20 protein-coding genes are annotated in these 26,287 nt (G+C 69.5%); 8 read left to right on the top strand and 12 right to left on the bottom strand.

Annotated elements, in window-relative coordinates:
• Positions 1 to 5: 5 nt before the first annotated feature.
• Genes FZO89_RS16350 through hflD form a run of 3 tightly spaced genes read left to right on the top strand, consistent with a single transcriptional unit; the run spans position 6 to position 2,253 of the window.
• Positions 6 to 485 carry an NUDIX hydrolase gene (locus FZO89_RS16350; RefSeq protein WP_149104493.1) on the top strand — a complete coding sequence of 160 codons (480 nt, stop codon included), beginning with the start codon at positions 6 to 8 and terminating at the stop codon, positions 483 to 485.
• On the top strand, positions 482 to 1,654 hold the full coding sequence (mnmA, locus tag FZO89_RS16345; RefSeq protein ID WP_149104490.1) for a tRNA 2-thiouridine(34) synthase MnmA: 1,173 nt from the start codon (positions 482 to 484) through the stop codon (positions 1,652 to 1,654). Before FZO89_RS16350 ends, mnmA begins: the two co-directional genes overlap by 4 nt.
• Complete coding sequence (gene hflD / locus FZO89_RS16340) at positions 1,651 to 2,253, top strand: high frequency lysogenization protein HflD (protein WP_149104489.1); 603 nt, start codon at positions 1,651 to 1,653, stop codon at positions 2,251 to 2,253. Before mnmA ends, hflD begins: the two co-directional genes overlap by 4 nt.
• Positions 2,254 to 2,301: 48 nt before the next feature.
• Here the strand turns inward: hflD and FZO89_RS16335 are convergent, their stop codons facing one another.
• The 4 genes from FZO89_RS16335 to FZO89_RS16320 form a co-directional block, all read right to left on the bottom strand.
• Positions 2,302 to 2,622: a DUF3817 domain-containing protein gene (locus FZO89_RS16335; RefSeq protein WP_149104488.1), complete on the bottom strand. Its 321-nt coding sequence runs from the start codon at positions 2,620 to 2,622 to the stop codon at positions 2,302 to 2,304.
• A 158-nt stretch (positions 2,623 to 2,780) separates the two neighbouring features.
• A complete protein-coding gene (locus FZO89_RS16330) occupies positions 2,781 to 5,372 on the bottom strand; it encodes a bifunctional aconitate hydratase 2/2-methylisocitrate dehydratase (RefSeq protein ID WP_149104486.1) in 2,592 nt (863 codons plus the stop codon).
• Between the two features lie 42 nt (positions 5,373 to 5,414).
• Entirely contained in the window at positions 5,415 to 5,846 is a 432-nt protein-coding gene (locus tag FZO89_RS16325; protein WP_149104484.1) for a type II toxin-antitoxin system VapC family toxin, read from the bottom strand.
• Positions 5,847 to 5,855: 9 nt separating this feature from the next.
• On the bottom strand, positions 5,856 to 6,101 hold the full coding sequence (locus FZO89_RS16320) for an AbrB/MazE/SpoVT family DNA-binding domain-containing protein (protein WP_149104483.1): 246 nt from the start codon (positions 6,099 to 6,101) through the stop codon (positions 5,856 to 5,858).
• Between the two features lie 166 nt (positions 6,102 to 6,267).
• On the opposite strand from FZO89_RS16320, the gene acnA reads away from it, so the two are divergent.
• Positions 6,268 to 9,048 carry an aconitate hydratase AcnA gene (acnA, locus tag FZO89_RS16315; RefSeq protein WP_149104482.1) on the top strand — a complete coding sequence of 927 codons (2,781 nt, stop codon included), beginning with the start codon at positions 6,268 to 6,270 and terminating at the stop codon, positions 9,046 to 9,048.
• A gap of 340 nt (positions 9,049 to 9,388) precedes the next feature.
• Here acnA and FZO89_RS16310 read toward each other — a convergent pair whose 3' ends face one another.
• Positions 9,389 to 9,808: a nuclear transport factor 2 family protein gene (locus FZO89_RS16310; protein ID WP_149104480.1), complete on the bottom strand. Its 420-nt coding sequence runs from the start codon at positions 9,806 to 9,808 to the stop codon at positions 9,389 to 9,391.
• Positions 9,809 to 10,031: 223 nt separating this feature from the next.
• On the opposite strand from FZO89_RS16310, the gene FZO89_RS16305 reads away from it, so the two are divergent.
• Both FZO89_RS16305 and FZO89_RS16300 read left to right on the top strand, forming a co-directional pair.
• Complete coding sequence (locus FZO89_RS16305) at positions 10,032 to 11,705, top strand: long-chain fatty acid--CoA ligase (RefSeq protein WP_149104479.1); 1,674 nt, start codon at positions 10,032 to 10,034, stop codon at positions 11,703 to 11,705.
• A 176-nt stretch (positions 11,706 to 11,881) separates the two neighbouring features.
• Positions 11,882 to 12,811: a crotonase/enoyl-CoA hydratase family protein gene (locus FZO89_RS16300; protein ID WP_149104478.1), complete on the top strand. Its 930-nt coding sequence runs from the start codon at positions 11,882 to 11,884 to the stop codon at positions 12,809 to 12,811.
• Positions 12,812 to 12,853: 42 nt separating this feature from the next.
• On the opposite strand, the gene FZO89_RS16295 is transcribed toward FZO89_RS16300, so the two are convergent.
• From FZO89_RS16295 to prfB, 4 genes are all read right to left on the bottom strand, one after another.
• Positions 12,854 to 15,004 carry an ATP-binding protein gene (locus tag FZO89_RS16295; protein WP_149104477.1) on the bottom strand — a complete coding sequence of 717 codons (2,151 nt, stop codon included), beginning with the start codon at positions 15,002 to 15,004 and terminating at the stop codon, positions 12,854 to 12,856.
• Positions 14,997 to 16,055: a response regulator gene (locus tag FZO89_RS16290; RefSeq protein WP_149104476.1), complete on the bottom strand. Its 1,059-nt coding sequence runs from the start codon at positions 16,053 to 16,055 to the stop codon at positions 14,997 to 14,999. The genes FZO89_RS16295 and FZO89_RS16290 overlap by 8 nt, the downstream gene beginning before the upstream one ends.
• A gap of 265 nt (positions 16,056 to 16,320) precedes the next feature.
• On the bottom strand, positions 16,321 to 17,844 hold the full coding sequence (gene lysS / locus FZO89_RS16285; protein WP_149104475.1) for a lysine--tRNA ligase: 1,524 nt from the start codon (positions 17,842 to 17,844) through the stop codon (positions 16,321 to 16,323).
• 239 nt (positions 17,845 to 18,083) lie between these two features.
• A protein-coding gene (prfB, locus tag FZO89_RS16280; RefSeq protein WP_149104474.1) for a peptide chain release factor 2 occupies positions 18,084 to 19,212 on the bottom strand; the annotation gives its coding sequence in 2 pieces (ribosomal slippage) (positions 18,084 to 19,136 and positions 19,138 to 19,212; 1,128 coding nt in all).
• Positions 19,213 to 19,295: 83 nt separating this feature from the next.
• Between prfB and FZO89_RS16275 the strand changes: the two genes are divergently transcribed.
• The gene (locus FZO89_RS16275) at positions 19,296 to 21,188 is read left to right on the top strand and encodes a GGDEF domain-containing protein (protein WP_149104473.1); all 1,893 of its coding nucleotides are present in this window, start codon (positions 19,296 to 19,298) and stop codon (positions 21,186 to 21,188) included.
• A gap of 65 nt (positions 21,189 to 21,253) precedes the next feature.
• On the opposite strand, the gene FZO89_RS16270 is transcribed toward FZO89_RS16275, so the two are convergent.
• Positions 21,254 to 22,132, bottom strand: a complete 879-nt coding sequence (locus tag FZO89_RS16270) for a LytTR family DNA-binding domain-containing protein (protein WP_149104472.1) — start codon at positions 22,130 to 22,132, stop codon at positions 21,254 to 21,256.
• Between the two features lie 150 nt (positions 22,133 to 22,282).
• Between FZO89_RS16270 and FZO89_RS16265 the strand changes: the two genes are divergently transcribed.
• Positions 22,283 to 23,509, top strand: a complete 1,227-nt coding sequence (locus FZO89_RS16265; RefSeq protein ID WP_149104471.1) for an acyltransferase family protein — start codon at positions 22,283 to 22,285, stop codon at positions 23,507 to 23,509.
• Between the two features lie 88 nt (positions 23,510 to 23,597).
• Here FZO89_RS16265 and recJ read toward each other — a convergent pair whose 3' ends face one another.
• Together recJ and FZO89_RS16255 are read right to left on the bottom strand one after the other, a co-directional pair.
• On the bottom strand, positions 23,598 to 25,340 hold the full coding sequence (gene recJ / locus FZO89_RS16260) for a single-stranded-DNA-specific exonuclease RecJ (protein ID WP_149104470.1): 1,743 nt from the start codon (positions 25,338 to 25,340) through the stop codon (positions 23,598 to 23,600).
• Complete coding sequence (locus FZO89_RS16255) at positions 25,337 to 26,284, bottom strand: phosphoglycerate mutase (RefSeq protein ID WP_149104469.1); 948 nt, start codon at positions 26,282 to 26,284, stop codon at positions 25,337 to 25,339. The genes recJ and FZO89_RS16255 overlap by 4 nt, the downstream gene beginning before the upstream one ends.
• Between the last annotated feature and the right edge of the window lie 3 nt (positions 26,285 to 26,287).

The following is a 26,287-nucleotide window of genomic DNA, read 5'->3' as shown; positions in this document are numbered from 1 at the left end:
CCCGGATGAGCTACCGCGAAGGCCGCTTCTGGCAGCCCGACGTCACCGTGGCCACGGTGGTAATCGACGACGGCCGGCTGCTGTGCGTGGAGGAACGCGTCCAGGGCCAACTGGTGCTGAACCAGCCTGCCGGCCACCTCGAGCCTGACGAGACATTGCTGGATGCCGCGCTGCGCGAAACCCGCGAGGAAACCGGCTGGGACGTACGGCTGACCGCGTTCATCGGTGCCTACCAGTGGAAGGCGCCTGCGCGGCCGGGGGAAGACGAGGGGCGCCACTACCTGCGCTTCGCCTTCGCCGCCGAGCCGCTGGCGCATGATCCGGCGCAGCCGCTGGACGAGGGCATCGTGCGCGCGGTGTGGATGACGCCCTCGGAACTGCGCGCCGCCGCCGACCGCCACCGCAGTCCGCTGGTGTGGCGGGCGGTGGCCGACCACCTGGCCGGGCGCCGCCACCCGCTGTCGCTGGTCTCGCAGCTGGAATGAGCTCGCCGGAGGTCATCGTCGGCATGTCGGGCGGGGTTGACTCCTCGGTCGCCGCCCTGCTGTTGCGCGATGCCGGCGAATCGATCGCCGGCCTGTTCATGCAGAACTGGGCGGACGACGATGCGCAGGACAGCGCGAGTGCCGCCGCAGGCAGGACGCCGAAAGCGGCCGGCAGCGGCGAGTGCCGCGCCGAGGACGACCGCCGCGACGCGGTCGCGGTCTGCGGCCGGCTCGGCATCCCGATCCATTTCCGCGATTTTTCCTCCGAGTACTGGAGCGGGGTGTTCGAGCATTTCATCGCCGAATACGCCGCCGGGCGCACGCCCAACCCGGACGTGCTGTGCAACCGCGAGATCAAGTTCAAGCACTTCCTCGAGGCCGCGCGCGGTCTCGGCGCGGAGCGCATCGCCACCGGCCACTACGCGCGCATCGCGCACGCGGACGGGCGCTGGCAGTTGCTGCGCGCGGCCGACCGCGGCAAGGACCAGAGCTATTTCCTGCACCAGCTCGGCCAGGAGCAGCTGGCCGCGACGCTGTTTCCGCTCGGCGACCTGCCCAAGGCCGACGTGCGCGCGATCGCGCGCAGGGCCGGCCTGCCGACGGCGGACAAGCGCGATTCGACGGGCATCTGCTTCATCGGCGAGCGCGATTTCCGCGAATTCCTGTCGCGCTACCTGCCCGCGCGCGAGGGCGAGATGCGCGCGCCCGACGGCCGCGTGGTCGGGCGCCATCCCGGCGTGTTCTACTTCACGCTCGGCCAGCGCGAGGGCCTGCAACTGGGCGGCGTGCGCGGCTTCGACGCCGCGCCGTGGTACGTGGTCGGCAAGGACGTCGAACGCAACGTGCTGGTGGTTGACCAGGGCAGCGACAGCCCCCATCTCATGTCGACGCGGTTGTGGAGCGAGCCGGCGCACTGGATCGGCGGCACGCCGCCGGCGCGCAGGTTCGAGTGCACCGCCCAGACCCGTTACCGGCAACCGGAGGAACCCTGCCAGGTGAGCATCGATGAATCCACGGGACGTCTCGCGATCGTGTTCCGCAATCCGCAACGTGCGGTGACCCCGGGCCAGTCGGTGGTGCTGTACGACGGCGAGGCCTGCCTCGGCGGCGCTGTCATCGCCGAAACCGACGCCCCGCTGGAACGGCAACTGCGCGGGGCGGCGGCATGAACGACGACCGCGTCCTCGCCCTCGCCGGCCTCGTGCAGGCGCTCAAGCAGGTGCGGCGCATCGCCGAAACCGGACAGGCCGACGCAACCGTGCTGACCACCTCGCTCGAGAGCGTGTTCCGCATCGACGCCGCCTCGCCCGAGGAGGTCTACGGCGGCGCGTCCAATGTCCGCCCCGGCCTGCTGCTGCTGCGCGACTACCTCGACAACCAGGGCGACGACCCGCAATTGCCGAAGCTGGCGCTGTCGGTGACCCAGCTGGAACGCCGCTTCGTGGCCAGCGAAGCCGTCGCCGACCGCGTGCACGAGGGCATCCTCGAACTCAAGCCGAAGGCCGACCAGCTGGGCAGCAGCCACCCGGAGGTGTTGTCCGCCCTCGGCAGCCTCTACGCCGAAACCGTCAGCCACCTGCGTCCGAAGGTGATGGTCCAGGGCAATCCGCACTACCTCGGACAGGCCGGCGTGGTCGCCGAGATCCGCGCCATCCTGCTCGCCGCCCTGCGCTCTGCGGTGCTGTGGCGCCAGCTCGGCGGCAGCGTGTGGGACCTGTTCCTGCGCAAGCGCGCGCTGCAGCAGTCGATCGAGGGCTGGCTGGACTGAGCCAGCCACTCGCCGGCCACTCGCCGGCGACCGCAACGGCTCGACCGCTCAGGAGTCCGACAGCAGCCCCCGGCGGCGGAACCAGTACTCGACGGGCAGCGTCGCCAGCGGCGGCACCGCCGCCGCCAGCGCCACCAGCAGGGCCCAGAGCGGCCAGCGCAAGCGCAGGCCCGCGACGACGGAGACCCCCACGTAGAGCATGAAGGCTGCGCCATGCAGCCGGCCGAACAGCCAGACACCGAGATCGGTGGTCGCGGTGACGTACTTGAGGAACATGCCGAGCAGCAGGCCCGCCCATGTCGCGGCCTCGATCAGCGCGACGGCCGCGAAGGCCTTTCCGGCCGGTGAGAGCGCATGTATCGGCTTCATGGGTCCTGGCGTGTTCCGCGACGAGGGCGGCATGGCAACCCGTACGCGCCGCTGTGGTTCTTGCGTCACCGGGCGTCGGGGATACGCAGGCAGCGCGTTGGCGGGCGACGGCGAGGCGAATGGCCGGGAAGCGCCTTCGCTTCCCGGCCCGGTGCCGCCTACGCGGCGGCAGGCTCGGCGGTGCCGCGATACTCCTCGATCTGGTCGAAGTTCATGTAGCGGTAGATTTCCGCGCCCTGGTCGTTGATCACGCCGATGTCGGCCATGTACTCGGCCCTGGTCGGGATCCGGCCCAGGCGCGAGCAGATCGCCGCGAGTTCGGCCGAGCCGAGGAACACGTTGGCGTTGCGGCCCAGCCGGTTCGGGAAGTTGCGCGTGGAGGTGGAGAACACCGTCGCGCCCTCGCGCACCTGCGCCTGGTTGCCCATGCACAGCGAGCAGCCCGGCATCTCCATGCGCGCGCCGGCGCTGCCGAAGGTGCCGTAGTGGCCTTCCTTGGTGAGCTCGCTGGCGTCCATCCGGGTGGGCGGCGCGACCCACAGACGCGTGGGAATGTCGCGCTTGCCTTCCAGCAGCTTCGCCGCGGCGCGGAAGTGGCCGATGTTGGTCATGCACGAACCGATGAACACCTCGTCGATCTTCGTGCCCGCGACCTCCGACAGCGACTTCACGTCGTCCGGATCGTTCGGGCAGGCCAGCAGCGGCTCGTGCACGTCGGCCAGGTCGATCTCGATCACCGCCGCGTACTCCGCGTCGGCATCAGGTTCGAGCAACTGCGGGTCGGCCAGCCACTCCTCCATCTTCGCGATGCGGCGCGCGAGTGAACGCGCATCCGCATACCCTTCGGCGATCATCCACTTCAGCAGGGTGATGTTGCTGGTCAGGTATTCGATGATCGGCGCCTTGTCCAGGCGCACCGTGCAGCCGGCAGCCGAACGTTCTGCCGAGGCGTCCGACAGTTCGAAGGCCTGCTCCACCTTCAGCTGCGGCAGGCCCTCGATCTCGAGGATGCGGCCGGAGAAGACGTTCTTCTTGCCCTGCTTGGCGACGGTGAGCAGGCCGGCCTTGATCGCGTAGTACGGGATCGCGTTGACCAGGTCGCGCAGGGTCACGCCCGGCTGCAGTTCGCCCTTGAAGCGCACCAGCACGCTTTCCGGCATGTCGAGCGGCATCACCCCGGTGGCGGCGGCGAAGGCGACCAGCCCCGAACCTGCCGGGAACGAGATGCCGACCGGGAAACGCGTATGCGAGTCGCCGCCGGTGCCGACGGTATCGGGCAGCAGCATGCGGTTGAGCCAGCTGTGGATCACGCCGTCGCCGGGACGCAGCGAGATGCCGCCGCGGGTGGAGATGAATTCCGGCAGGGTGTGGTGGGTCTTCACGTCCACCGGCTTGGGATAGGCCGCGGTGTGGCAGAACGACTGCATCACCAGGTCCGCGCTGAAGCCGAGGCAGGCGAGGTCCTTGAGTTCGTCGCGGGTCATCGGGCCGGTGGTGTCCTGCGAACCGACCGACGTCATCCGCGGCTCGCAGTAGGTACCCGGGCGCACGCCCCGCCCTTCCGGCAGGCCGCAGGCACGTCCGACCATCTTCTGCGCCAGCGAATAGCCCCTGCCGCTGTCGGCAGGCGGCTGCGGCTGGCGGAACAGATCCGTGGCGGGCAGGCCCAGCGACTCGCGCGCCCGGGCGGTCAGGCCCCGGCCGATGATCAGCGGAATTCGGCCACCGGCCCGGACCTCGTCGAACAGCACGTCGGACTTGACCTGGAACTCGGCGATCACCGCGCCGTCCTTCAGCGCCTTGCCCTCGTAAGGACGCAGCTCGACGACATCGCCATGTTCCATCCTCGACACGTCGAGTTCGATCGGCAGCGCGCCGGCGTCCTCCATGGTGTTGTAGAAGATCGGCGCGATCTTGCTGCCCAGGCAGACGCCGCCGTAGCGCTTGTTGGGGATGTACGGGATGTCCTGCCCGGTCCACCACAGCACGCTGTTGGTGGCCGACTTGCGGCTGGAACCGGTGCCGACCACGTCGCCCACGTAGGCCACCAGGTGACCTTTCTCCTTCAGCGCCAGGATCTCGCCGATCGGGCCGCGCCGGCCGTCCTCCTCCGGCACGAACGGTGCGTCGGGACGCCGGTTCTTGAGCATCGCCAGCGCGTGCATCGGGATGTCCGGGCGGGTGGTCGCGTCCGGCGCGGGCGACAGGTCGTCGGTGTTGGTCTCGCCCGGCACCTTGAACACGGTGATGGTGAGCGACGCCGGCACTTCCGGCTTGCCCGTGAACCATTCGGCCGCGGCCCAGCTCTCGAGCACCGCGCGGGCGTTGGCGTTGCCGGCCCTGGCCTTCTCCTCGACGTCGTGGAACGCGTCGAACACCAGCAGGGTGTGCTTCAGGCCCTCGGCCGCCACGGGCCCGAGTTCGGCATGGTCGAGCAGTTCCACGAGCGGATGGATGTTGTAGCCGCCCAGCATCGTGCCCAGCAGTTCGGTCGCGCGCCGCGGCGTGATCAACGGGGTCTTCTCGGTGCCGAACGCAACCGCGGCCAGATACGAGGCCTTGACCTTCGCGGCATCGTCCACGCCGGCGGGCACGCGCTGGCTGAGCAGCTCGACGAGGGCATCGCCCTCGCCCGCGGGCGGCTGCTTGACCAGTTCGATCAGCTCGGCGGTCTGCTGCGCTGACAGCGGCAACGGCGGGATGCCGAGCGCGGCGCGCTCGGCGGCATGGTGGCGATAGGCTTCCAGCATGATGTGGTTCTCCGGATAAAGGGGGCGGGAGTCAGTTGGCAATCAGGCGGCGGGCTTGGGCGCGATCACCTTCAGGCCCTTGAAGTAGTCGCGGAAGAAGCCGGCGTCGCGGGTGATCAGGCCCGCGCATTGCAGCAGCGCGTGCGCGCCGACGATGAAGTCCGGCACCGTGCGCGGCGATACCTGCCCGCCCTGCCCGGCCGCGCGTCGCCGCTGGTTGAAGCGGCGCTGCATCTCGCCGGCGCGGATCGCGGCGCGGCGCTCGACCGGCAGGTAGCGCATGCCCATCTCCTCGACCACGTCCATGATGTCGGTACCGTGGCCGAGGCCGGCGGTGATTTCGCTCACCACCACGTCGCAAAGCACCACCGGGCCCTGTGCCAGCGCGTCGCGCACGCACTGCTCGGCGGCATCGGCCATGCGCGCATCGTCGCCGAGCAGGTCGATCAGGATGGAGGTGTCGATCGCGATCATGGGCCGCGGTCAGGGGTCGACCGGGTCGCCCGGCGCGCGGCCGCGCAGCTCGCGCATCACGTCGTCGGTGCTGACGCCCTCGGGCAGCCGGAAGCGGCCGCGGGCACGCGAGATCGCGTCGTCCACGTTCTTGCGCAGGATGATGCGCCCGCCCTCGAGTTCGACCTTGAGCAGCGTGCCCTTGGTCAGCCCCAGCGCGTCGCGCACCGCCTTGGGCAGGGTGATCTGGCCGCGCTCGGCAACGGTGGCTTCCATGGCGGACTCCATGAGCGAAACGGTATGGATGAATTATACATACTTGGCGAGGCATACCGACGTCCGCATATCGGCTGCGGATGCCATTCCGTCTCGGGGTCGCGACATGAACCGGCGTAGACTCGATGGCAACCCTGCAGCCCGCAGCCACAGGAACCCCTGCCCCATGGCCGATACCTTTTCCACCCGCACCACGCTCCAGGTCGGGGACAAAGCCTATACCTACGCCAGCCTGCCGAAGCTGGGAGAGCGCTTTGAAATCAATCATTTGCCTTATTCCCTGAAGATCCTGCTGGAGAACCTGCTGCGGCACGAGGACGGCGTGTCGGTGCTGCCGCAGCACATCGAGGCGGTTGCGAAGTGGGATCCGGCGGCAGAGCCCGGCACCGAGATCGCGTTCATGCCGGCACGGGTGGTGCTCCAGGATTTCACCGGCGTACCCTGCGTGGTCGACCTGGCGGCGATGCGCGACGCGGTGGTCAAGCTGGGCGGGAACCCCGACCAGATCAACCCGCTGATCCCCTCCGAGCTGGTGATCGACCATTCGGTGCAGGTGGACGTCTTCGGCCGCGCCGACGCGCTCGACCTCAACGGCAAGATCGAGTTCGAACGCAACAAGGAGCGCTACGGCTTCCTGCGCTGGGGCCAGAAGGCGTTCCGCAACTTCCAGGTGGTGCCGCCGAACACCGGCATCGTCCACCAGGTGAACCTGGAACACCTGGCGCGCGTGGTCATGACCGGCGACCACGACGGGCAGGCCTGGGCCTACCCCGACACGGTGTTCGGCACCGACTCGCACACCACCATGATCAACGGCATCGGCGTGCTCGGCTGGGGTGTGGGCGGCATCGAAGCCGAAGCCGCCATGCTGGGGCAGCCCTCGTCGATGCTGATCCCCGAGGTCGTCGGCTTCAGGCTCGGCGGGCGCCTGCCCGAGGGCGCGACCGCCACCGATCTCGTGCTCACCGTCACCCAGATGCTGCGCAAGCACGGCGTGGTCGGCAAGTTCGTCGAGTTCTTCGGCGACGGCCTGCAGCACCTCCCGCTCGCCGACCGCGCCACGATCGGCAACATGGCGCCCGAGTACGGCGCCACCTGCGGCATCTTCCCGATCGACGCCGAGGCCCTGCGCTACCTGCGCCTGTCCGGCCGCGGCGAGGAGCAGATCGCACTGGTCGAGGCCTATGCCAGGGCGCAGGGACTGTGGCACGAACCGGGTGCCGCGCAGGCGCGCTACAGCGACGTGCTGCATCTCGACATGGGCGACGTGCGCCCGTCGCTGGCCGGCCCCCGGCGTCCGCAGGACCGCGTGCTGCTGGAGGACGTCAAGCAGAATTTCCACGACAACGTGGGCGCCCTGGTCGCGAACCGCGACGGCAACGGCGACGGCACCCGCGACCCGCAGATCAACCGCTTCGAGCGTGACGGCGGCGACCAGCCACAGGCGCAGCACCTTGCTGCCAGGCCGATCTCCAGGATCAGCCTGGCCGACGAGGAACACGAACTGACCGACGGCTCGGTGGTGATCGCGGCGATCACCTCGTGCACCAACACCTCGAACCCGGCGGTGATGCTCGGCGCCGGCCTGCTGGCACGCAATGCCGTGGCGAAGGGGCTCAAGGCCGCACCCTGGGTGAAGACCTCGCTCGGCCCGGGCTCGCTGGTGGTCACCGATTACCTGAAGAAGGCCGGCGTGCTCGACGACCTCGAGAAGCTCGGCTTCTTCGTGGTCGGCTATGGCTGCACCACCTGCATCGGCAACTCGGGACCGCTGCCGGAGGCGGTGTCCAAGGGCATCGCGCAGAACGATCTGGCGGTGGCCTCGGTGCTGTCGGGCAACCGCAATTTCGAGGGCCGGATCCACGCCGAGGTGAAGATGAACTACCTCGCCTCGCCGCCGCTGGTGGTGGCCTATGCCATCGCAGGCACGGTCGACATCGACCTCACCAGCGAGCCGCTCGGCACCGGCAGCGACGGGCAGCCGGTGTACCTGCGCGACATCTGGCCGAGCAACAGGGAAATCGGCGACTTCATCGCCAGCACCATCGGCCCGGAGATGTTCAAGCAGAACTACGCCGACGTGTTCAAGGGCGACACCCGCTGGAACACCATCGAATCGCCCGACGGCGAGCTGTACGCCTGGGACGACGGCTCCACCTACATCAAGAACCCGCCCTACTTCGAGGGCATGACGATGGAGGTGGGCGGTATCGCCGATCTCCATGGCGCACGCGTGATGGGGATCTTCGGCGATTCGATCACCACCGACCACATCTCGCCCGCCGGCAACATCAAGAAGGATTCACCGGCCGGGCGGTTCCTGCAGTCGCGCGGGGTGCAGCCCACGGACTTCAACAGCTACGGTTCGCGCCGCGGCAACGACGACGTGATGGTGCGCGGCACCTTCGCCAACATCCGCATCAAGAACCTGTTCTTCGACGGCGAGGAAGGCGGCAACACGCTTTACTTCGGCAGCCCCGGATCGACTTCGCAACCCGAGAAGATGTCGATCTACGACGCGGCGATGAAGTACATCGCCGGAGGCGTGCCGACGGTGGTCTTCGCAGGCAAGGAGTACGGCACCGGTTCGTCGCGCGACTGGGCGGCGAAAGGAACCAACCTGCTCGGCATCCGGGCGGTGGTCGCGCAGAGCTTCGAGCGCATCCATCGCGCCAACCTGGTGGGCATGGGCGTGCTGCCGCTGCAGTTCCGCGAGGGCGAGAACGCGCAGTCGCATGGACTGGACGGCACCGAGGTCATCGATGTCACCGGGCTCCAGGACGGCCAGGCGAAGACGGCCACGGTGCTCGCCACCCGCGCCGACGGGACGAAGAAGACGTTCGAGGTGGACGTGCTGCTGCTGACGCCGAAGGAGGTGGAGTACTTCCGTCACGGCGGCCTGCTCCACTACGTACTCCGCCAGCTCGCCGCCCGCAAGGCTGCGTAGGCTCCCGACGCGGAAGTCCTGCCCGCCGCAGCGCGGCGGGCGTTCGCACGGACCGCGCGGCAGTGCCGCGCAAGCGGTCCGTACTCACCCGCCACGGCGGCCTGCTCCACTACGTGCTCCGCCAGCTCGCCGCCCGCAAGGCTGCGTAGGCTCCCGTAACGCGGAAGTCCTGCCCGCCGCAGCGCGGCGGGCGTTCGCACGGACCGCGCGGCAGTGCCGCGCAAGCGGTCCGTACTCACCCGCCACGGCGGCCTGCTCCACTACGTACTCCGCCAGCTCGCCGCCCGCAAGGCTGCATAGGCTCCCGTAACGCGGAAGTCCTGCCCGCCGCAGCGTCCGTCTACAACGCGGGCTTCCAGCTGGCGCTGGCCAGTTTCCAGTCGCCATCGTCGAGTCGCCAGCCCGTTTCCACCTCGTAGACACGCGCGGCGTCCGGCAACAGTCGACCGGAACCCCCGCGCAGCATGGCAGTGAAGCGCACGACGGCATGGGTATCGGCCATGTCGACCTGCAGGGGACCGGCGTTGATGCCGATGTCGCGATGGCGCAGCAGGTAGGCCGCCGTCATCCGGCGGGCGCCGTCGCGATCGAGCCCGTCGTTGCCGATGAAGTCGTCCGCGAGATGTTGCTGCATCGCAGCAGCATCGCGCTGTTCGAGCGCAGCCTGCATGTCCGTCACCGTCTTTCGCAGCGCGGCCTCCGGATCGTCTCGAACGCAGCCGGCGCACAGCAGCAGCGTGGCGAACCCCACTGCCGCCATCGCGCGGATGCATGCGCGCACCCAACCCGCGCCCCCTGCACCGGTACCGGCTGCGAACCCTGCGATACCTGTTTCCATGGCCCGTACTCTACGGGAAGCCCGCACGCGGCGCGCTCCTCACGGCCCCTGTGCGCGCCTTGCCAGTCCCTGGAGCCTATGCTCCAATCCATACTGAACGGTATCGCCCAGAATGCCGGCCTCACAGCTCCGTGGAGGGGATGGAATGACGACGCAACGCCCTTGGCTCGCGCAGTATCCGGCCGGAGTTCCGCATCAGATCGACGTCGACGAATTCGCGTCGATCCCGGCCGTGCTCGAGCAGTCGATCCGCCAGTTCGGCGACCGACCGGCGTTCACCAGCATGGGCAAGGCGCTGACCTACGCGCAGGTCGACGAGCTCAGCCGCCAGTTCGCCGCGTACCTGCTCGGGGAACTCAAGCTCAAGAAGGGCGATCGCGTCGCGATCATGATGCCCAACTGCCTGCAGTACCCGATCGCGACCTTCGGCATCCTGCGCGCCGGGCTCACGGTGGTGAACGTCAATCCGATGTATACCGCGCGCGAGCTCAGGCACCAGATGGTGGATTCGGGCGCCAGCGTGATCCTCGTGCTCGACAACTTCGCCAGGACCGTGCAGGAGGTGCTGGCCGACACCGCGTTGCGGCATGTCGTCACCACCGGCCTGGGCGACATGCTCGGCTTCCCCAAGGGCGCGATCGTCAACTTCGTGCTGCGCAACGTGAAAAAGATGGTGCCCGACTACGACATCCCGTCGGCGGTGCGCTTCCGCGACGCGCTTGCGCTCGGCAGCAAGCATGAACTGCCCGACGTCTCGATCACCCACGAGGACATCGCCTTCCTGCAGTACACCGGCGGCACCACCGGCGTGGCCAAGGGCGCCATGCTCACCCACCGCAACCTGGTGGCCAACATGCAGCAGGCCTCGGCGTGGATCGGCACCAACGTCAAGCTCGGCCAGGAAGTCATCGTCACCGCGCTGCCGCTGTACCACATCTTCGCCCTGACCGCGAACGGCCTGGTCTTCATGAAGTACGGTGCGAAGAACATCCTGATCACGAATCCGCGCGACATGCCGGGCTTCGTCAAGGAGCTCAAGCGCGAGCCGTTCACCGCGATCACAGGCGTCAACACCCTGTTCAACGGGCTGCTGAACACCCCCGGCTTCGACGAGATCGATTTTTCGAAGCTTCACCTCACCCTCGGCGGCGGGATGGCGGTGCAGCGCGCAGTGGCCGAGCGGTGGAAGAAGGCCACCGGCGTCACCCTGGTCGAAGCCTACGGCCTGACCGAAACCTCGCCCGCCGCCTGCATCAATCCGATGGACCTGGCCGACTACAACGGCGCGATCGGCCTGCCGGTGCCGTCCACCGACGTCTGCGTCAAGGACGAGGACGGCAACCAGTTGCCGGTCGGCGAGGTCGGCGAGCTCTGCGTGAAGGGCCCGCAGGTGATGAAGGGGTACTGGAACCGGCCGGAGGAGACGGCCGCCGCGATCGATGCCGACGGCTGGCTGCACACGGGCGACATGGCGAAGATGGACGAGAAGGGCTTCTTCTACATCGTCGACCGCAAGAAGGACATGATCCTGGTGTCGGGTTTCAACGTCTACCCGAACGAGATCGAGGACGTGGTCGCGATGATGCCCGGGGTGCTGGAAGTCGCCGCGGTCGGGGTCCCGGACGACAAGTCCGGCGAGGCGGTCAAGCTGGTGATCGTGCGCAAGGACCCGGCGCTGACGGTGGAACAGGTCAAGGCCCACGCCCGGGAGAACCTGACCGGCTACAAGCAGCCCAAATTCGTCGAATTCCGTGACGAACTGCCCAAAACCAACGTCGGCAAGATCCTCCGACGGGCCCTGCGGGACGAGGCGGCGTGAACCCGGGGTGAGCCTGCCCGGTCCCCCGCGCGGCACAAACTGCCGCTGCCGGGCAGAAATTGCTTGCATACCGCGCGACATGGGTGCATAGAATCGGGCGGTCGGACGCACTTCACATTTTCCGGCCGCCAACACCCCTGGTCCGACGTGACCCTGGCGGCCCCCAGGGGACCCTCATGACCAACGTCGAGCTGCTGCACCGCGACCACTCCTTCAATACCATCCGCGTCGAACACGATGCGTCCAACGACACCCACTGGTGCTACATGCATGCCCAGCAGGCGTTCGCCGACGCGTCCTACCGGGCCTGCTTCTCGCCGAAAATGCTGCGCGAGCTCCGGTTGTTCGCCCGCCATGCGATCGACACCATCGATCAGGCCGCGAAGGAGTCGCCCACGCATCTCGCCCACGTCGTGCTGGGCTCCGATACCCACGTCTTCAACCTCGGCGGCGACCTCGCGCTGTTCCTGAAGCTGATCCAGGCGCGCGACGGCGACGGACTGCTGCGCTATGCCAGCGAGTGCGTCGACAGCATCCACCTGCTGCACAGCCGCATCCACCCCAACGCGCACACCATCGGCCTGGTCGAGGGCGATGCGCTGGGCGGCGGCTTCGAGCTCGCCCTGGCCTGCCAGACCATCGTCGCCGAGAAGGGCGTGCAGATGGGCTTCCCGGAAGTGATGTTCGGCCTGTTCCCGGGCATGGGCGCCTACTCGCTGCTGACCCAGCGGGTCAGCCCGAAGGTCGCCGAGGACATGATGCTCTCCGGGGTGATGTACAGCAGCGACGAGCTGCATCGGATGGGCCTGGTCGACGTGCTCGTGCCCAAGGGCGAAGGCGTGCGCGCGGTGCACGAGATCGTCCGCCAGAACCGGCGCTCGGCCGGTGCGAGGCTGGCATTGCACCGTGTCCGCGAGGGCGCCAACCCGGTCACCCACGAAGAACTGATGCGGATCACCCGGATCTGGGTCGACACCGCGCTGCAACTCGGCGACCGCCAGTTGCGGATCATGGAGCGGCTGGTGCGCGCCCAGCTCAAGCGCCCGTCGGAGCCCGACGAGGCCGTGATCGGCAACGAGGGAACCGGCAGCACCCGGATGGGCTGACCCGCGTCCGGGCCCGGGCCGGGCTCGGCCGCAGCGCCAGCGTCAGGCGTCGGCGTCGGCCTCGAGGGGAACCAGATCGCCCTGTTCGCGCAGGGCGGAGAGCGCGTGTTCCAGCTGCTGGCGCATCCGGTTGCTCATGCCCTGCCACTCGCGGACGAGCTGTTCCACCGGCATGCGCATGCCGGCCGACGCCGTCTCGCTCAGGCGCATCGCGCCCATGTTGGCGGCGGTGCCCTTGAGCGCATGGCAGACGTCGCGGAACTCGTCCCACCTGCCCTCGCCGCCCGTCGACTCGATGTCGGCGATGCACTTGCGCGCATCGCGGGCGCACTCGGCGAGGAACCGCTGCACGAATTCTTCGCCGAGCCCCATCTCCCGCAACTCGTCGAGGATGTGCTTGGACACCACCGTCTGAGGCGCTTCGCCCGCGGCCGGCGCCTGCGCGGCCGGGAGGGTGACGTCGGCATTGCCTTCGGCGATCTCGGCCAGCTTCTGCAGCAGGCGATCGACCGCGATCGGCTTGGTCAGATAGGCGAACGCACCGGCCCGCTCGCACTCGGCCTGCGCTTCGCTGGTGGCATCGGCGCTGAGCACGATGAACGGCGTGCGCCTGCGCCCCGCCTCCATGAAGCGGGCCTGCTTGATCACTTCCAGGCCGCTGATGCCGGGCATGTGCAGGTCGGTGACGACGGCGTCGAACTGCTGGTTCTCGATCGCGTCGAGGATGTCCTCGCCGGCGTTGACGATGAAGGCCCGGTGCCCGGCTTTCTCCAGCAGCTTGCGCATCACCATCAGGTTGGCGGGCTGGTCGTCGCCGACCAGGATGCGCAGCGAGCGCACGCGCGCGCGGTGACGCACGAACGGATCGGCGAAGGCGATGACGTTGTCCTGTCCGCGCCCCTCCGGCACCGCCTGCACCTCGGCAAGGCGCAGCGGCAGGTCCACGCGGAAATGCGAGCCCGCGCCCACCTCGCTTTCCGCGGCAATCGTTCCGCCCAGCAGTTCGGTCAGGGCCTTGGCGATGGTGGTGCCCAGGCCGGTGCCGCCGAAGCGACGCCCGCGGCCGGACTCCACCTGCTCGAACGCGTCGAAGATGCGCTCGAGTGCCGGCGCCGGGATGCCGATGCCGGTGTCGCGTACCGAGAAGCGCAGCGTCGCATGCTCGCCCGCAGGTTCCTGCAGCAGGGACACGTCCAGCGAGACCCGCCCCTCCTCGGTGAACTTGATGGCGTTGGAGAGCAGGTTGAGCAGGATCTGGCGCAGGTGGTTGGCGTCGCTGTGCAGCAGGTCCGGCACGTCCTTGCCGACGTTCAGCTCGAGCGCCAGGCCCTTGGACTGGGCGCCGGGCAGGAGCATCACGTGGATGCCCTTGAGCTGCTCGCGCAGCGAGAAGTCGGTGTCGATGCGGTTGAAACGGCCCGCCTCGATCGCGGACAGGTTGAGCACGTCGTCGACCAGCAACTGCAGCGAGCGCGCGGAGGTCTGGATGACCTGGGCGCTGTCGCGCTGGTCGACGTCGAGCTTCGAGGACATCAGCAGCTCGGACATGCCGACGATGCCGTTCAGCGGCGTCCGGAATTCATGGCTCATGTTGGCCAGGAAGCGGCTCTTGGCCTCGCTCGCGGCCTTGGCCGCCTCGGTAGCCTCGATCAGGGCGCGTAGCAGCGAGATCAGGTACAGCGGCACCGCGACCAGGCCGATCACCAGGCCCCATCCCAGCCACGCGTTGACCTGCCAGTAGGGGGTGTAGAGCACCACGGTCGAGAAGGTGAACGCGGCGAAGCCGATCGCGGTGTAGAGATAGCGTGGGCCGTAGCGCAGGCCGTTGCCGATCGTGACCCACAGCAGGATGACGTACATCGGCGCGAGCTTCTCGCCGAGCAGGTACATGCCGGTGCCCATCAGCACGTTGTCGATCACCATGCCCAGCACGCGGCGCGGGTGCGACACGCCGGGACTGGCGACGATCCAGGCGAGAATGCCGAAGGCGATGACGAAATCCACCACCAGGATGGCGTGCGAGGTGGCCAGCGGGCGCGCCAGTGCGGGGTCGGAGCCGAACGCGAAATGCAGGTACAGGTACACCACCGCCAGCATCACCACGCGCACGCTGGCCTGGCCGTGCTCGCTGTCCGGGCGACCGGCCAGGCGACCCCGGATCAGGTCGAACAACGGGACGACACCCTTACTCAACGCCGGGGACCCTCGTCGCGGCAGGATAGCGCTGGCAGATATCGTCGATCCGGTCGCGGCTCCGGAGCAGGGCCGCCGCGCATGCGGGATCGAACAGCTTGCCCGCCTGCGCCTCGATGTACTCCAGCGCCTCGTCGACGCTCCAGGCTCGCTTGTACGGCCGCTTCGACACCAGCGCATCGAACACGTCGGCGACCGCGACGATGCGTGCCTCCAGCGGGATCTGGTCGCCGGCAAGCCCGTCGGGGTAGCCGCTGCCGTCGAAGCGCTCCTGGTGGCGCAACGCGATGGTCGCCCCCATCTGGATGAAGCGGTTCTGGCTGCCGGTGAGCAGTTCGTAGCCGATCCGCGGGTGCTCGCGCATCAGGGCCGTTTCGGTTTCGTCGAGCGGGCCGGGCTTGAGCAGCACCGAGTCCGGGATCGCGATCTTGCCGATGTCGTGCAGCGGTGCCGCCAGCTCGATCATCCGCACTTCGTCCTCGAACATCCCCAGCTGTTCCGCGACCAGGCCGGCGATCGCGGCCAGTCGCGCGAGGTTGGCGCTGGTGCCGGAATCGCGGTATTCGATCGCGCGGGCGAGCCGGTGCAGGGTCTCGCGTTCGCGCTCCTCCACCTCGTGCATGCTCGACAGCAGCCGCTGTTCGAGCGAGAGCGCGCGCTGCTTGATCGACTCCGACTGTTGCCGCAACTGCAGCAGGTTGCGGCAGCGCGCCCGCAGTTCGCGCGGGCGCACCGGCTTGACCAGGAAATCGATGACGCCGGCATCGAGCGCCGCCTGCCGGATCGGCTCGTCGCCGACCACGGTGACGAGCACGATCGGCACGTCGCGATGCAGTAGCGGCTTGCGGAAACGGCGGGCGAACTCCAGCCCGTCGATCACCGGCATGCGGTAGTCGAGCAGCAGCAGGTCCGGACGGTTCTCCTCGCACCAGCGCAGCGCCTGCTGCGGGTCGCCGAAGTCGAGCACTTCCAGCTCGGGACTGATGTCCTCGAGGATGTGCCGCAACATCGTGCGGGCGGATGTCTGGTCGTCGACGATGACGATGTTCATGTGCTCGGCGGGTCCCGGGGGCGACGGGTCGGGTCGTCCGCTTTCGGACCGCCGCCTGATGGAATAGTCGTAAGCAAGTCCTGTGCCCAAGTCGGATCCCTCCCGTTCTGCGACCTGGTTTACGAAATGAACGGGAATCCGCCCGTCCGCAGGTCACAATCTGACCGAATCATGCCCTAAATGCGCAGGTTTTGCGCCGCCCTTCCGGGGCCGCCGGCGGCCCTCGCCAGCGCACCGTATCGTCCGTCAGAGGCGCGGAATCGCCTCAGGAAGCGCCTTCCGGCCGCATGTAGGGGAACAGCAGGACGTCGCGGATCGAGGATGAATTCGTGAACAGCATCACAAGACGGTCGATGCCCACCCCCAGCCCGCCGGTGGGAGGCAGGCCCACCTCGAGCGCACGGATGTAGTCGGCGTCGTAGTGCATCGCCTCGTCGTCGCCGCCCGCCTTGGCCTCGACCTGGGCGCGGAACCGCGCGGCCTGATCCTCGGGATCGTTCAGTTCGGAGAAGCCGTTGGCGATCTCCTTGCCGCCGATGAACAGTTCGAAGCGGTCGGTGATGCCCGGTTCCGTGTCGGACTCGCGCGCCAATGGCGAGACCTCGACCGGATAGTGGGTGATGAAGGTCGGCTGCACCAGCCCCGGTTCCACCGTCTTCTCGAAGATTTCCAGCAGCAGCTTGCCCCAGCCGTACGACGGCCTGACCGGAATCCTCAGGGCGGCGCAGTGGCGCGCCAGCGCCTCGCGGTCGCGGCAGTCGGCCTGGCCGATCGCGGGGTTGAGCTCGCGCACGGCCTCCTCGAGCTTCCATCGCCGGAACGTGGGACCGAGCTCGATCTCGTGGCCGTCCCACTGCAGCGACGTGGTGCCCAGCGTCTCCATCGCGACGTCGCGCACCAGGCCTTCGGTGAGGTCCATGACTTCCCCGTAGGCCACGTAGGCCTCGTACAGCTCCAGCATCGTGAACTCGGGGTTGTGGCGGGTACTGACGCCCTCGTTGCGGAAGTTGCGGTTGATCTCGTAGACCCGTTCGAAACCGCCGACGACCAGGCGCTTGAGGTACAGCTCCGGCGCCACCCGCAGGTACAGTTCCAGGTCGAGCGCGTTGTGGTGGGTCACGAAGGGACGCGCAGTGGCGCCGCCGGCGATGTAATGCATCATCGGCGTCTCCACCTCGAGGAAGCGGCGCGCGTCGAGCCAGCGGCGGATCGCGGCGACGATCCGCGAACGCTTGACGAAGACCTCGCGCGCCTCCGGCGAGACGATCAGGTCGACGTAGCGCTGCCGGTAGCGCTGCTCCACGTCGGCCAGGCCATGCCACTTGTCCGGCAGCGGTCGCAGCGACTTGGTCAGCATGCGCAGGGTTTCCGCCTTGACCGACAACTCGCCGGTCTTCGTCCGCATCAGCATGCCTTCGACCGCGACGATGTCCCCCACGTCCCAGGTCTTGAACGCGTCGTAGGCGGCGCCGAGCGTCGCCGACTGCAGGAACAGCTGGATCCGCCCGCTGACGTCCTGGATCTGCGCGAAGGCGGCCTTGCCCATCACCCGCTTGGCGAGCATGCGCCCGGCCAGCGTCACCCGCCGGCCCGTGGCCTCGAGCGCATCGCCGGTCCAGCGTTCGGCATCGGCATACTCGGCCTGCAGGTCGCCAGCATGGTCGTTGCGCCTGAAATCGTTCGGGAACGCGATCCGCTCCGCACGGATCGCCCCCAGCTTCGCGCGACGCTCCGCGATCAGGGCGTTCTCGTCGGCGTGCACGTGCGGGGACTGGGCTGGATCGGTCATGTGGGGTGGTCTGGAATCGGGAATCGGGAATCGGGAATCGGGAATCGGGAATCGGGAATCGGGACAGCCTAATGGTTTGTCATCCCGGGCGGAGCGAGGGATCCGGTTTCGGCTGCATCGAGGCAGTCCGGCCCAGGATCCCTCCCTGCGGTCGGGATGACAGATGCATGGCCCCCTGCCAGTGGTTCGGCCCCTGCCGGCTTCAGCGCCTCCGACAGACCATCACCCGCCGCCATGGATCACACGGCGTCGATGCGTTTGGAACCGGCCTCGAGGCCCGATTTCAGGCTGGCTTCCACGAACTCGTCGAGATCGCCGTCGAGCACCTTCTGGGTATCGCTGCGCTCGATCCCGGTGCGCAAGTCCTTGATCCGGCTCTGGTCGAGCACGTAGTTGCGGATCTGGCTGCCCCAGCCGATGTCGGACTTGGTGGCCTCCACCGCATCGCGCTCGGCGTTGCGCTTCTGGATCTCCAGCTCGTAGAGCTTCGCCGCCAGCATCTTCATCGCCGTGTCGCGGTTGGAATGCTGGCTGCGCCCGGTCTGGCAGGCGACCACGATGCCGGTCGGGACGTGGGTGATGCGCACCGCCGATTCGGTCTTGTTGACGTGCTGGCCGCCGGCGCCCGAGGAACGGTAGACGTCGGTCTTCAGGTCGGCCGGGTTGATCTCGATATCGATGTTGTCGTCGACTTCCGGCGACACGAACACCGAGGTGAAGCTGGTGTGGCGGCGGTTGTCGGAATCGAACGGCGACTTGCGCACCAGGCGATGCACGCCGGTCTCGGTCTTCAGCCAGCCGTAGGCGTAGTCGCCCTCCACCCGCACCGTGGCCGACTTGATGCCCGCCACTTCGCCGCCGCTGACCTCCATCAGCTCGGTCTTCCAGCCGCGCGACTCGGCCCAGCGCAGGTACATGCGCAGCAGCATTTCCGCCCAGTCCTGGGCCTCGGTGCCGCCGGCGCCGGCCTGGATGTCGACGAAGGCGTTGGTCGCGTCCATCTCGCCGGAGAACATGCGCTGGAATTCCAGCTTGTCGACCTCGCCGGCATGGCGCTCGACGTCGTCGGCCACCGCCTGCGCGGTGTCCTCGTCGTCCTCCGCCTCGGCCATGTCGAGCAGTTCGCCGGCGCCGGCGAGCCCTTCGGTCAGGCTGCGGATGCCGTTGACGGTCTTGTCGAGCAGCGAGCGCTCGCGGCCCAGCGCCTGCGCGCGCGCGGGATCGTTCCAGATGTCGGGGTTCTCGAGCTCGCGCTCGACTTCCTCGAGGCGTTCGCGCTTGACGTCGTAGTCAAAGAAACCCCCTGAGCGCATCCAGCCGGCCGGTCAGGTCGGCGATGCGCTGGCGCACGGGATTGAGTTCGATCATGTCGGGCAGGTCTGCATTGCGTAAAGAATGAGATTCTAGCAATCTTGCCCCGAGAGCCGGGCCACTCACCGAACTGGGTCACGATGCAACGGACCGTCCTCCTCCCTGGCACCTGGCTGCTGCTCCTGACGCTCGTGCTGGCCCCGCTGCGCGGCGACACGCAGCCCCCCTACGAGCTGGATCCCGACGCCCGGCGGTGCTACCAGCTGCGCCACAGCGATCAGGCGGCGGCGATCAGGCTGGCGGACGAGCGGCTCGAGTCGGGTGGACTGGCGCCGCCCGACGCGCTGGTGTTCGAGGCGTGCAGGGCCATTTCGCACGCGATCATGGGCAACGCGGACGCGGCCCGGGCGGGGGTGGATGCCGTCGAGGCCCTGCTGGCTTCGCAGCCGATGCCGGCCGGCTTCGAACTCCGGGCCTTGTCCAACGCGGGCGCGACGCTGCAACTGGCGGGTGACATCACCGGTGCGCTCCAGGCCTACGAGCGCGGCCTGCGCGCGGCCGAGCGCGAGGATGCCTGGGAAGCGCAGGTCACGACGCTGATCAACATCGCGATGATCCACGGCGACGAGCTGGCTGCCTACGAGGAGGCCGAGGAGCTGTTCCGCCGCGCCGCGGAAATCAATGACGCGAACGCGACGCGCAAGGCGGTGCTGTCCTACAACCGGGGGCTGAACCTGCTGCGGATGGGCCGTCGCGAAGAAGCGCCCGCGCAGATGGAGCTGGCGCTGGCCACCGCACGCGCCACCGGGGATGCGGTCACGGCCGCGCGCTCGGAAGCGGAGCTGGCGGCGCTTTCGGCGGCGCCGGACGCGCGCGCGCGGCTCGGACGCCTGTTTGCGCAGCAGCGCTCCGGCGGCGACGTGTCCGGGGCCGCGCGCAGTGCGGTCCTGCAGGCGCAGCTGGCACTGGACGAAGGCGACACCGGACGCGCGCTCGCCGACGTGGAGCGCGCGCTCGGACTGCTGCCCGACGGTGCCTTCCCGTCCGAACGGCGGGACGCGCTCGAACTCAGGATCGCGGCCCTGCTCGCGCAGGGCAACTGGCGCGAGGCCTACCGGACGAGCGCCGGGATGCACGACCAGCAGTGGCGTCGTCTGCGCGCCATCCAGCTCGGCAGCATCGCGAGGGTGCAGGCCACGCTGGTGGACGAACACAACCGCGACGAACTCGTGCTGGCCCGCCAGCAGGGTGCGCTCAGCGCCCTGGAGGCCTCGCACGAGCGCCGGCAGCGCAACCTCGCCATTGCGGCGCTGGGCCTGCTGGTGGCGCTTGCCCTCGGATTCTTCGTGTACCAGCGCCGGATCACGCGCCGCCTGCGCAGCCTGAGCACCCGGGACAGCCTCACCAAGCTGCTCAACCGCCACGCCGCCGGCAAGCGGCTCGATGCCATGGTGCCGGCGCGGGTCGATGCGGGCGACGCGCGCGCGGTGGTGTTCCTGATCGACATCGACGGATTCAAGGGCATCAACGACCGCCAGGGCCACGGCGCCGGCGACGCCGCGCTGGTGACGGTCGCCAGGACCCTGGCTGCCGCCTGCAGTGCGGACGCGGTCGTGGCCCGCTGGGGCGGCGAGGAATTCCTGGTCGGCGAACGCGGCCTGGATCGCCAGCGCGCGGCGGAAGCCGCGGAGCGGCTGCGGCTCGCGATCTCGGGCGCAACCTTCGGCGGCGGCGTCGGCACGGTCACGGTGTCGATCGGTTTCGCGGGCGCGCCGGTATTCCCGCCGGCGGGCGGGGCGACGGCGGGGGCCGCATCCGGCCACTGGCCGGATGCGGTCATCCTGGCCGACCGCGCGCTCTATGCCGCCAAGCGCGGTGGGCGCAACACCTGGGTCGGGTTGTGGGGGCGCAGCGGCGCGCAGGCGGCGATCGACGATGTGCTGGAAGACCCGAGTGCGGCGATCGCGGGCGGCGATGTGCTGGTGTCCGCGGGACATCCCGGATTCGCCTGGCCGCGCGGCGCTCCGGAGTAGCGCGTGCGCCGATTGCAAGGCGCGAGGAGGTGGCGACCACCGGCGCGCCTCGCATCGGCGCGACCTCATCCTTCGCCCAGCCGCTCGCGAAGCTCCGCGCGATAGCGTCGGCTGGCCGGCAGCACGGTGCCGTCCCTGAGGTGCACGCGCGCGTCGCCGGTGTCCAGCGGCTCGATCGAGGCCAGGTGGTCGAGGTTGACGATATAGCTGCGGTGGATGCGCAGGAAGCGTCCCGGATCGAGCCGGGCCTCGATCCCGGCGACGGTGCTGCGCAGCGGGTAGTCGTGGCCGCGCACGCGCAGGTTCACGTAGTTGCCCGAGGCCTGCAGCCACTCGATGTCGTGGGCGGCGACCAGGAACTCGCGTCCGAGCTTGCGCACCAGGAAGCGGTCCGGACGTTCCACCGATTCCACCGGGGGCGCATCGTCGGGCGCGTCGAGGAAGCTGGCCTCGCCCTGCAGGCGACGCAGCAGCAGCCGGTAGATCTCGATGATCAGGACAATGCCGGCGTACGAGCGCACGTCCTTGAGGTACTCGTAGACCAGTTCCCGCGGCCACGGGCCGAACTCGTAGTCCATGCCCTGCCAGCGGTACGCGAGGATGCGCAGGCCGACCATGCCGAGCACGTGCGCCACGCACACCGCCGCGCTGGCGGCCAGGTGCAGCGGCAGGCGCTGCCGCCAGTTGTCCCAGTGGGTCGGCCAGCGCCAGGTGAGCGCGGCGATCAATGGGATGAGCAGCGCCCACAGCAGCGCGCTGCTGCCCTCCCAGACCGCAGGCTCCCACAGCGGCACCCTGCCCGGCTGTGAGCGGTTGAGGTCGATCCAGGTGGTGACGGTATTGCCCACGGCGTTGGAGACGAGGATCGCCGCGAACGCCCCGATCTCCACCCAGGGCCGCCAGGGACGATAGCGTTCGTAGGCGGTCCGCGCGGTGGATGGCATGCGCGCATTCTAAGGGCGCGTGACGAAGGGGTGGCCACGGTTCGTCCCGGCGGGCCGCCATTCGTCCCCGCGGCCGGTCGCACGATCACTGCGGCCTTGGCCTGCCCGCCGCGATGCGGATGCTGGTGGCGACTTTCCAGGGAACCCGCCATGCCACGCCGCCACGATCTCGACTGGGTCCGCGTCCTCGCCTTCGCCCTTTTGGTGCTCTACCACGTCGGCATGTACTACGTGACCTGGGAATGGCACGTCGACAGCCCGCACGCCAGCCCCGCGCTGGAGCCCTTCATGATGCTCAGCTCGCCCTGGCGCCTGGCGCTGCTGTTCCTGGTCTCCGGCGCGGCGACGGCGTTCCTGCTGGGCAAGGCGCGCGCGGCCGCCACCCGCGACGGCAGCCGCCTGCGCTTCCTGGGGGCGCGCTCGTGGCGGCTGCTGGTGCCGCTGGCGTTCGGCATGCTGGTGATCGTGCCGCCGCAGTCCTACTACGAAGTCGTGGACAAGCTGCCGGGCGGCTACCACGACGGCTATCTGGCGTTCTGGGGCCGCTACCTCGCGGCCGACGACAGCTTCTGCAGGGGCGACGACTGCCTGATCCTGCCGACCTGGAACCACCTATGGTTCGTCGCCTACCTGTGGGTCTACACGGTCGCGGTATGGCTGCTGGCACGGTTCGCTCCCCGCGCGCTCGCGGCTGCCGGCGAGCGGCTGGCGAACGGCCTGTCGTCGGGCGTCGGCATCCTGCTCTGGCCGATCGCGTTCTTCGCCCTCGCCCGGGTGGCGCTGATCGGCCGGTTCGAACCCACCCACGCGCTGGTCGACGACTGGTACAACCACGTCCAGTACTTCGCGATCTTCCTGCTCGGGTTCGCGATCGCGCGCGCCGAGGGCGTGTGGGAGGCGATGGTCCGCCGGCGCTGGCTGGCGCTCGCACTGTGGCTCGCGAGCTGGCTGGCGGTGATCGCCTACTTCCAGCATTTCCGCGAAGTCGAGCCGCCGCAGGCCCTGCGCCTGGCGATGCGCGCGGCCTGGGGACTGAACCAGTGGTGCGCGATCGTCGCCATCCTCGGCTTCGCCCGACACCTGGCGCCGTCCGACAGCCCTGCCCTGCGCTACCTGACCCGGGCCATCTTCCCCGTCTACATCCTGCACCAGACCATCATCGTGCTGCTGGCCTACCATGCCAGGCCGCTGGACCTGCCGCCGCTGCTGGAAGGCCCGCTGCTGGTGGTGCTGACCTTCGGCCTGTGTTTCGCCGGGTACGAGGCGATCCGTCGCATCCCGCCGCTGCGCCCGCTGTTCGGCCTGAAGTATCGCGACCCGGCGCGGTCGGAGGCGGCAACCACGTCCCCGGCCCGAAGCGTGACCGCGGAGTCCTGAAACATTCACCGGCCGATGGCACGCCTCTCCGTCGCTGGACAGGAGAGCATGCCGCCCCGGCACGCGCCTGGAACGCAGCGCCACCGCGCTAGGCCGGCTCGCGATGCTCGACCACCAGCTGGATCGCGCGCGGTCCGCGCCAGTCGTCCGGTGCCAGGCGGAAGGCGATGCGGCAGCGCGCCGGAGGCGGCTCGCCGCTCCAGCCGCCGAAATGGATCGCGTTGAGCGGACCGCACGCGCCGGGGCCGCGCAGCACCATCCTGAGGTGGCGCTCGCCCACCAGGCGCCACTGCGACACGTCGAACAGGCCGTCGAACAGCGGTTCGGGAAAGCCCTGCCCCCACGGACCACCGTCGCGGAGCGCGTCCGCGTGGCGGCGATCGAACTCGTCCGGCGCCAGTTCGCCATCGCTGAGCAGTTCCGCCTGCAGCAGCGCCGGGTCGAGCATGGCGCGCACCACCTCGCCGAAGGCCCGCTCGAAGGCGGCGAAACGATCCCGCTCCAGACTCAGGCCCGCGGCCATCGCGTGCCCGCCGAAACGCCCGACCAGCCCGGGATGCAAGGCATCCACCGCGGCCAGCGCATCGCGGATGTGCAGGCCGGCGATCGAGCGGGCGGAACCGCGCAACTCGTTGCCGTCGGGCTCCGAGGGCGCGAACGCGATCACCGGCCGATGCAGGCGTTCCTTGAGCTTCGACGCCACCAGCCCGACCACGCCGGCATGCCAGCCTGGATCGAACAGGCACACCGCCACCGCCGCGTCGCCTGCGGCGGGCGGCGCCATCGCCGCCAGCGCCGCTTCGGCTTCATCGACCATCGCCTGCTGGACACCGCGGCGCTCGGCGTTGATCCGGTGCAGTTGCCCGGCCAGCTCGCGTGCGTGCGGCGGATCGTCGCTGAGCAGGCATTCGATGCCCAGCGACATGTCCTGCAGCCGGCCCGCGGCATTGAGCCGGGGCGCGACCGCGAAGGCGATGTCCGCCGCCGTCAGCGTCGCGGCCGTGCGCCCGGATACCTCGATCAGCGCCTGCAGGCCGGCGCAGCCCTGCCCCGCACGCAGTCGCCGCAGGCCGGCGGCGACCAGCGCCCGGTTGGTCGCGTCCAGCGGCACCAGGTCGGCGACGGTCCCCACGGCGACCAGGTCGAGCAACGTCGACAGGTCGGGAACCTCGCCGGCGAACGCGCCGGCGTCGCGCAGCTGCCGGCGCAGCGCCAGCAACACGTAGAAGATCACGCCGACCCCGGCCAGCGCCTTGCAGGCGAATGCGTCGCCGCGCAGGTTCGGGTTGACGATCGCGTCCGCGGGCGGCAACGCCTCGCCCGGAAGGTGGTGGTCGGTGACCAGCACGCGCCAGCCACGTGCCTTCGCCGCGGCGACGCCCGCGAGGCAGGCGACGCCGTGGTCGACGGTGACCAGCAGGGCCTGCCCCGGGCCTGACCCGGGGTCGGGGGCCAGCGGTGCGAGTTCCTCGACCAGCGCCGGCGACAGACCGTAGCCGTGCACCATCCGGTTCGGCACCGCGTGAACCACGTCGCGCGCGCCGAGCATGCGCAGGCCGCGCACCGCGAGCGCGCAGGCGGTGGCCCCGTCCGCGTCGAAGTCGCCGACGACGAGGATGCGGGCGCCGTGCGCGATCGCATCCGCCAGGAGCGCGACCGCGGCTTCGAGACCGCCGAGCGCATCGGGCGGCAGCAGTTGCGCGAGCTTCGGTCGTGCCAGTACGGGGTCGTCGACCCCGCGCGCGGCATAGACGCGCCGCAGCAGCGGCAGCACGTCGTCGGGCCAGTCGCCGCGCACGTCGACCGCGCGCCGGCGGATGCGTGGCGTCATCCGGCGCCGAAACCCGGCCGGGGTCGACGCCAGAAGCGCCAGCGCTGGCTGCGTGCGATCGTGAACACCACCCCGTCGGCGGTGTCGAGACGCAGCGTGCCGATCCCGCCGATGCGCACGGAGGCCAGCGCAGGTTGCAGCCAGTCCCGCTCCAGCGCGGCGCAATCGCGCGCGGCGACCAGGTCGAACACCGCATCGGCGTCCGGCGGTGCGAACCTGGCCGGCAGCGGCCGATGGATGCCCGCGGCGGCGGCGAACGCGGTGCCGAGCTCCTCGTCGCTGTGGAAGGCCGCATGCGCGGACAGGACATGGTCGGGCAGCACGCCGCCGCCCCAGAACCACAGCGAGTTGATCGGCGGCTTGCCCTCAGCCTCGCGCCGTGCGTTCCACGGATGGTTGTGCAGCACCACCTGGGCCTCGCTCAGCAGGCTGCGCCAGCGGCGTCCTTCCGGCCCTTCGGCCAGGTGCTCGAACAGGTCCGCGCCCAGCGCCTCGTCCGGCTCGCTGAACCCGGGGAGCCTGGACCCGGGCGGCAGCCGCAGGTACCAGCGCGACGGGGTCGGCGCGTCGATCGGGAATCCGGCGTCGCCGAACAGCGGCCGCAGCGCCGGCAACAACTGGGCCACGTCCGCGGCTTCCACGCCCAGCGCTGCGCCGACGCCGAGCAGCCGTGCCCCGTTGATGTCGGGCTGGACCCGGCACGGATCCGCGCGCAGCCATGTCGATCCGGCCGCGTCGCCCGCGTCGAACTGCCGCGTCAGCGCCGCCACCGGCCAGTGGTTCGGGACCAGCCGAAGGTACCGCAGCAGTTGCGCGCGACGCCCGGCATCCAGGCCCTGCGCGACATCGGCACGCCCCAGCGCGGTCGCGACCGGCGCCGACAGCGCCTGCGCGCCGAGCCGGCGCGCGGCCGGCAGCAGCAGCGTGGCGGAGGCCGGCGTCAAGGC

This window comes from Luteimonas viscosa (genome assembly GCF_008244685.1).
GTDB classification, from domain to species: Bacteria; Pseudomonadota; Gammaproteobacteria; order Xanthomonadales; family Xanthomonadaceae; genus Luteimonas; species Luteimonas viscosa.
Note: the sequence above shows the minus strand (reverse complement) of the source record. Positions and strands in the feature narration are given on the sequence as shown.

Excerpts from the sequence above, each read along its gene's own strand:
- FZO89_RS16305 (WP_149104479.1), top strand. The coding sequence starts at position 10,032 with ATGACGACGCAACGCCCTTGGCTCGCGCAGTATCCGGCCGGAGTTCCG.
- recJ (WP_149104470.1), bottom strand. The coding sequence starts at position 25,340 with ATGACGCCACGCATCCGCCGGCGCGCGGTCGACGTGCGCGGCGACTGG.
- mnmA (WP_149104490.1), top strand. The coding sequence starts at position 482 with ATGAGCTCGCCGGAGGTCATCGTCGGCATGTCGGGCGGGGTTGACTCC.
- FZO89_RS16270 (WP_149104472.1), bottom strand. The coding sequence starts at position 22,132 with ATGCCATCCACCGCGCGGACCGCCTACGAACGCTATCGTCCCTGGCGG.
- FZO89_RS16290 (WP_149104476.1), bottom strand. The coding sequence starts at position 16,055 with ATGAACATCGTCATCGTCGACGACCAGACATCCGCCCGCACGATGTTG.
- FZO89_RS16320 (WP_149104483.1), bottom strand. The coding sequence starts at position 6,101 with ATGGAAGCCACCGTTGCCGAGCGCGGCCAGATCACCCTGCCCAAGGCG.
- FZO89_RS16265 (WP_149104471.1), top strand. The coding sequence starts at position 22,283 with ATGCCACGCCGCCACGATCTCGACTGGGTCCGCGTCCTCGCCTTCGCC.
- FZO89_RS16335 (WP_149104488.1), bottom strand. The coding sequence starts at position 2,622 with ATGAAGCCGATACATGCGCTCTCACCGGCCGGAAAGGCCTTCGCGGCC.
- acnA (WP_149104482.1), top strand. The coding sequence starts at position 6,268 with ATGGCCGATACCTTTTCCACCCGCACCACGCTCCAGGTCGGGGACAAA.
- hflD (WP_149104489.1), top strand. The coding sequence starts at position 1,651 with ATGAACGACGACCGCGTCCTCGCCCTCGCCGGCCTCGTGCAGGCGCTC.
- FZO89_RS16275 (WP_149104473.1), top strand. The coding sequence starts at position 19,296 with ATGCAACGGACCGTCCTCCTCCCTGGCACCTGGCTGCTGCTCCTGACG.
- FZO89_RS16325 (WP_149104484.1), bottom strand. The coding sequence starts at position 5,846 with ATGATCGCGATCGACACCTCCATCCTGATCGACCTGCTCGGCGACGAT.
- lysS (WP_149104475.1), bottom strand. The coding sequence starts at position 17,844 with ATGACCGATCCAGCCCAGTCCCCGCACGTGCACGCCGACGAGAACGCC.
- FZO89_RS16350 (WP_149104493.1), top strand. The coding sequence starts at position 6 with ATGAGCTACCGCGAAGGCCGCTTCTGGCAGCCCGACGTCACCGTGGCC.
- FZO89_RS16300 (WP_149104478.1), top strand. The coding sequence starts at position 11,882 with ATGACCAACGTCGAGCTGCTGCACCGCGACCACTCCTTCAATACCATC.
- FZO89_RS16330 (WP_149104486.1), bottom strand. The coding sequence starts at position 5,372 with ATGCTGGAAGCCTATCGCCACCATGCCGCCGAGCGCGCCGCGCTCGGC.
- FZO89_RS16310 (WP_149104480.1), bottom strand. The coding sequence starts at position 9,808 with ATGGCGGCAGTGGGGTTCGCCACGCTGCTGCTGTGCGCCGGCTGCGTT.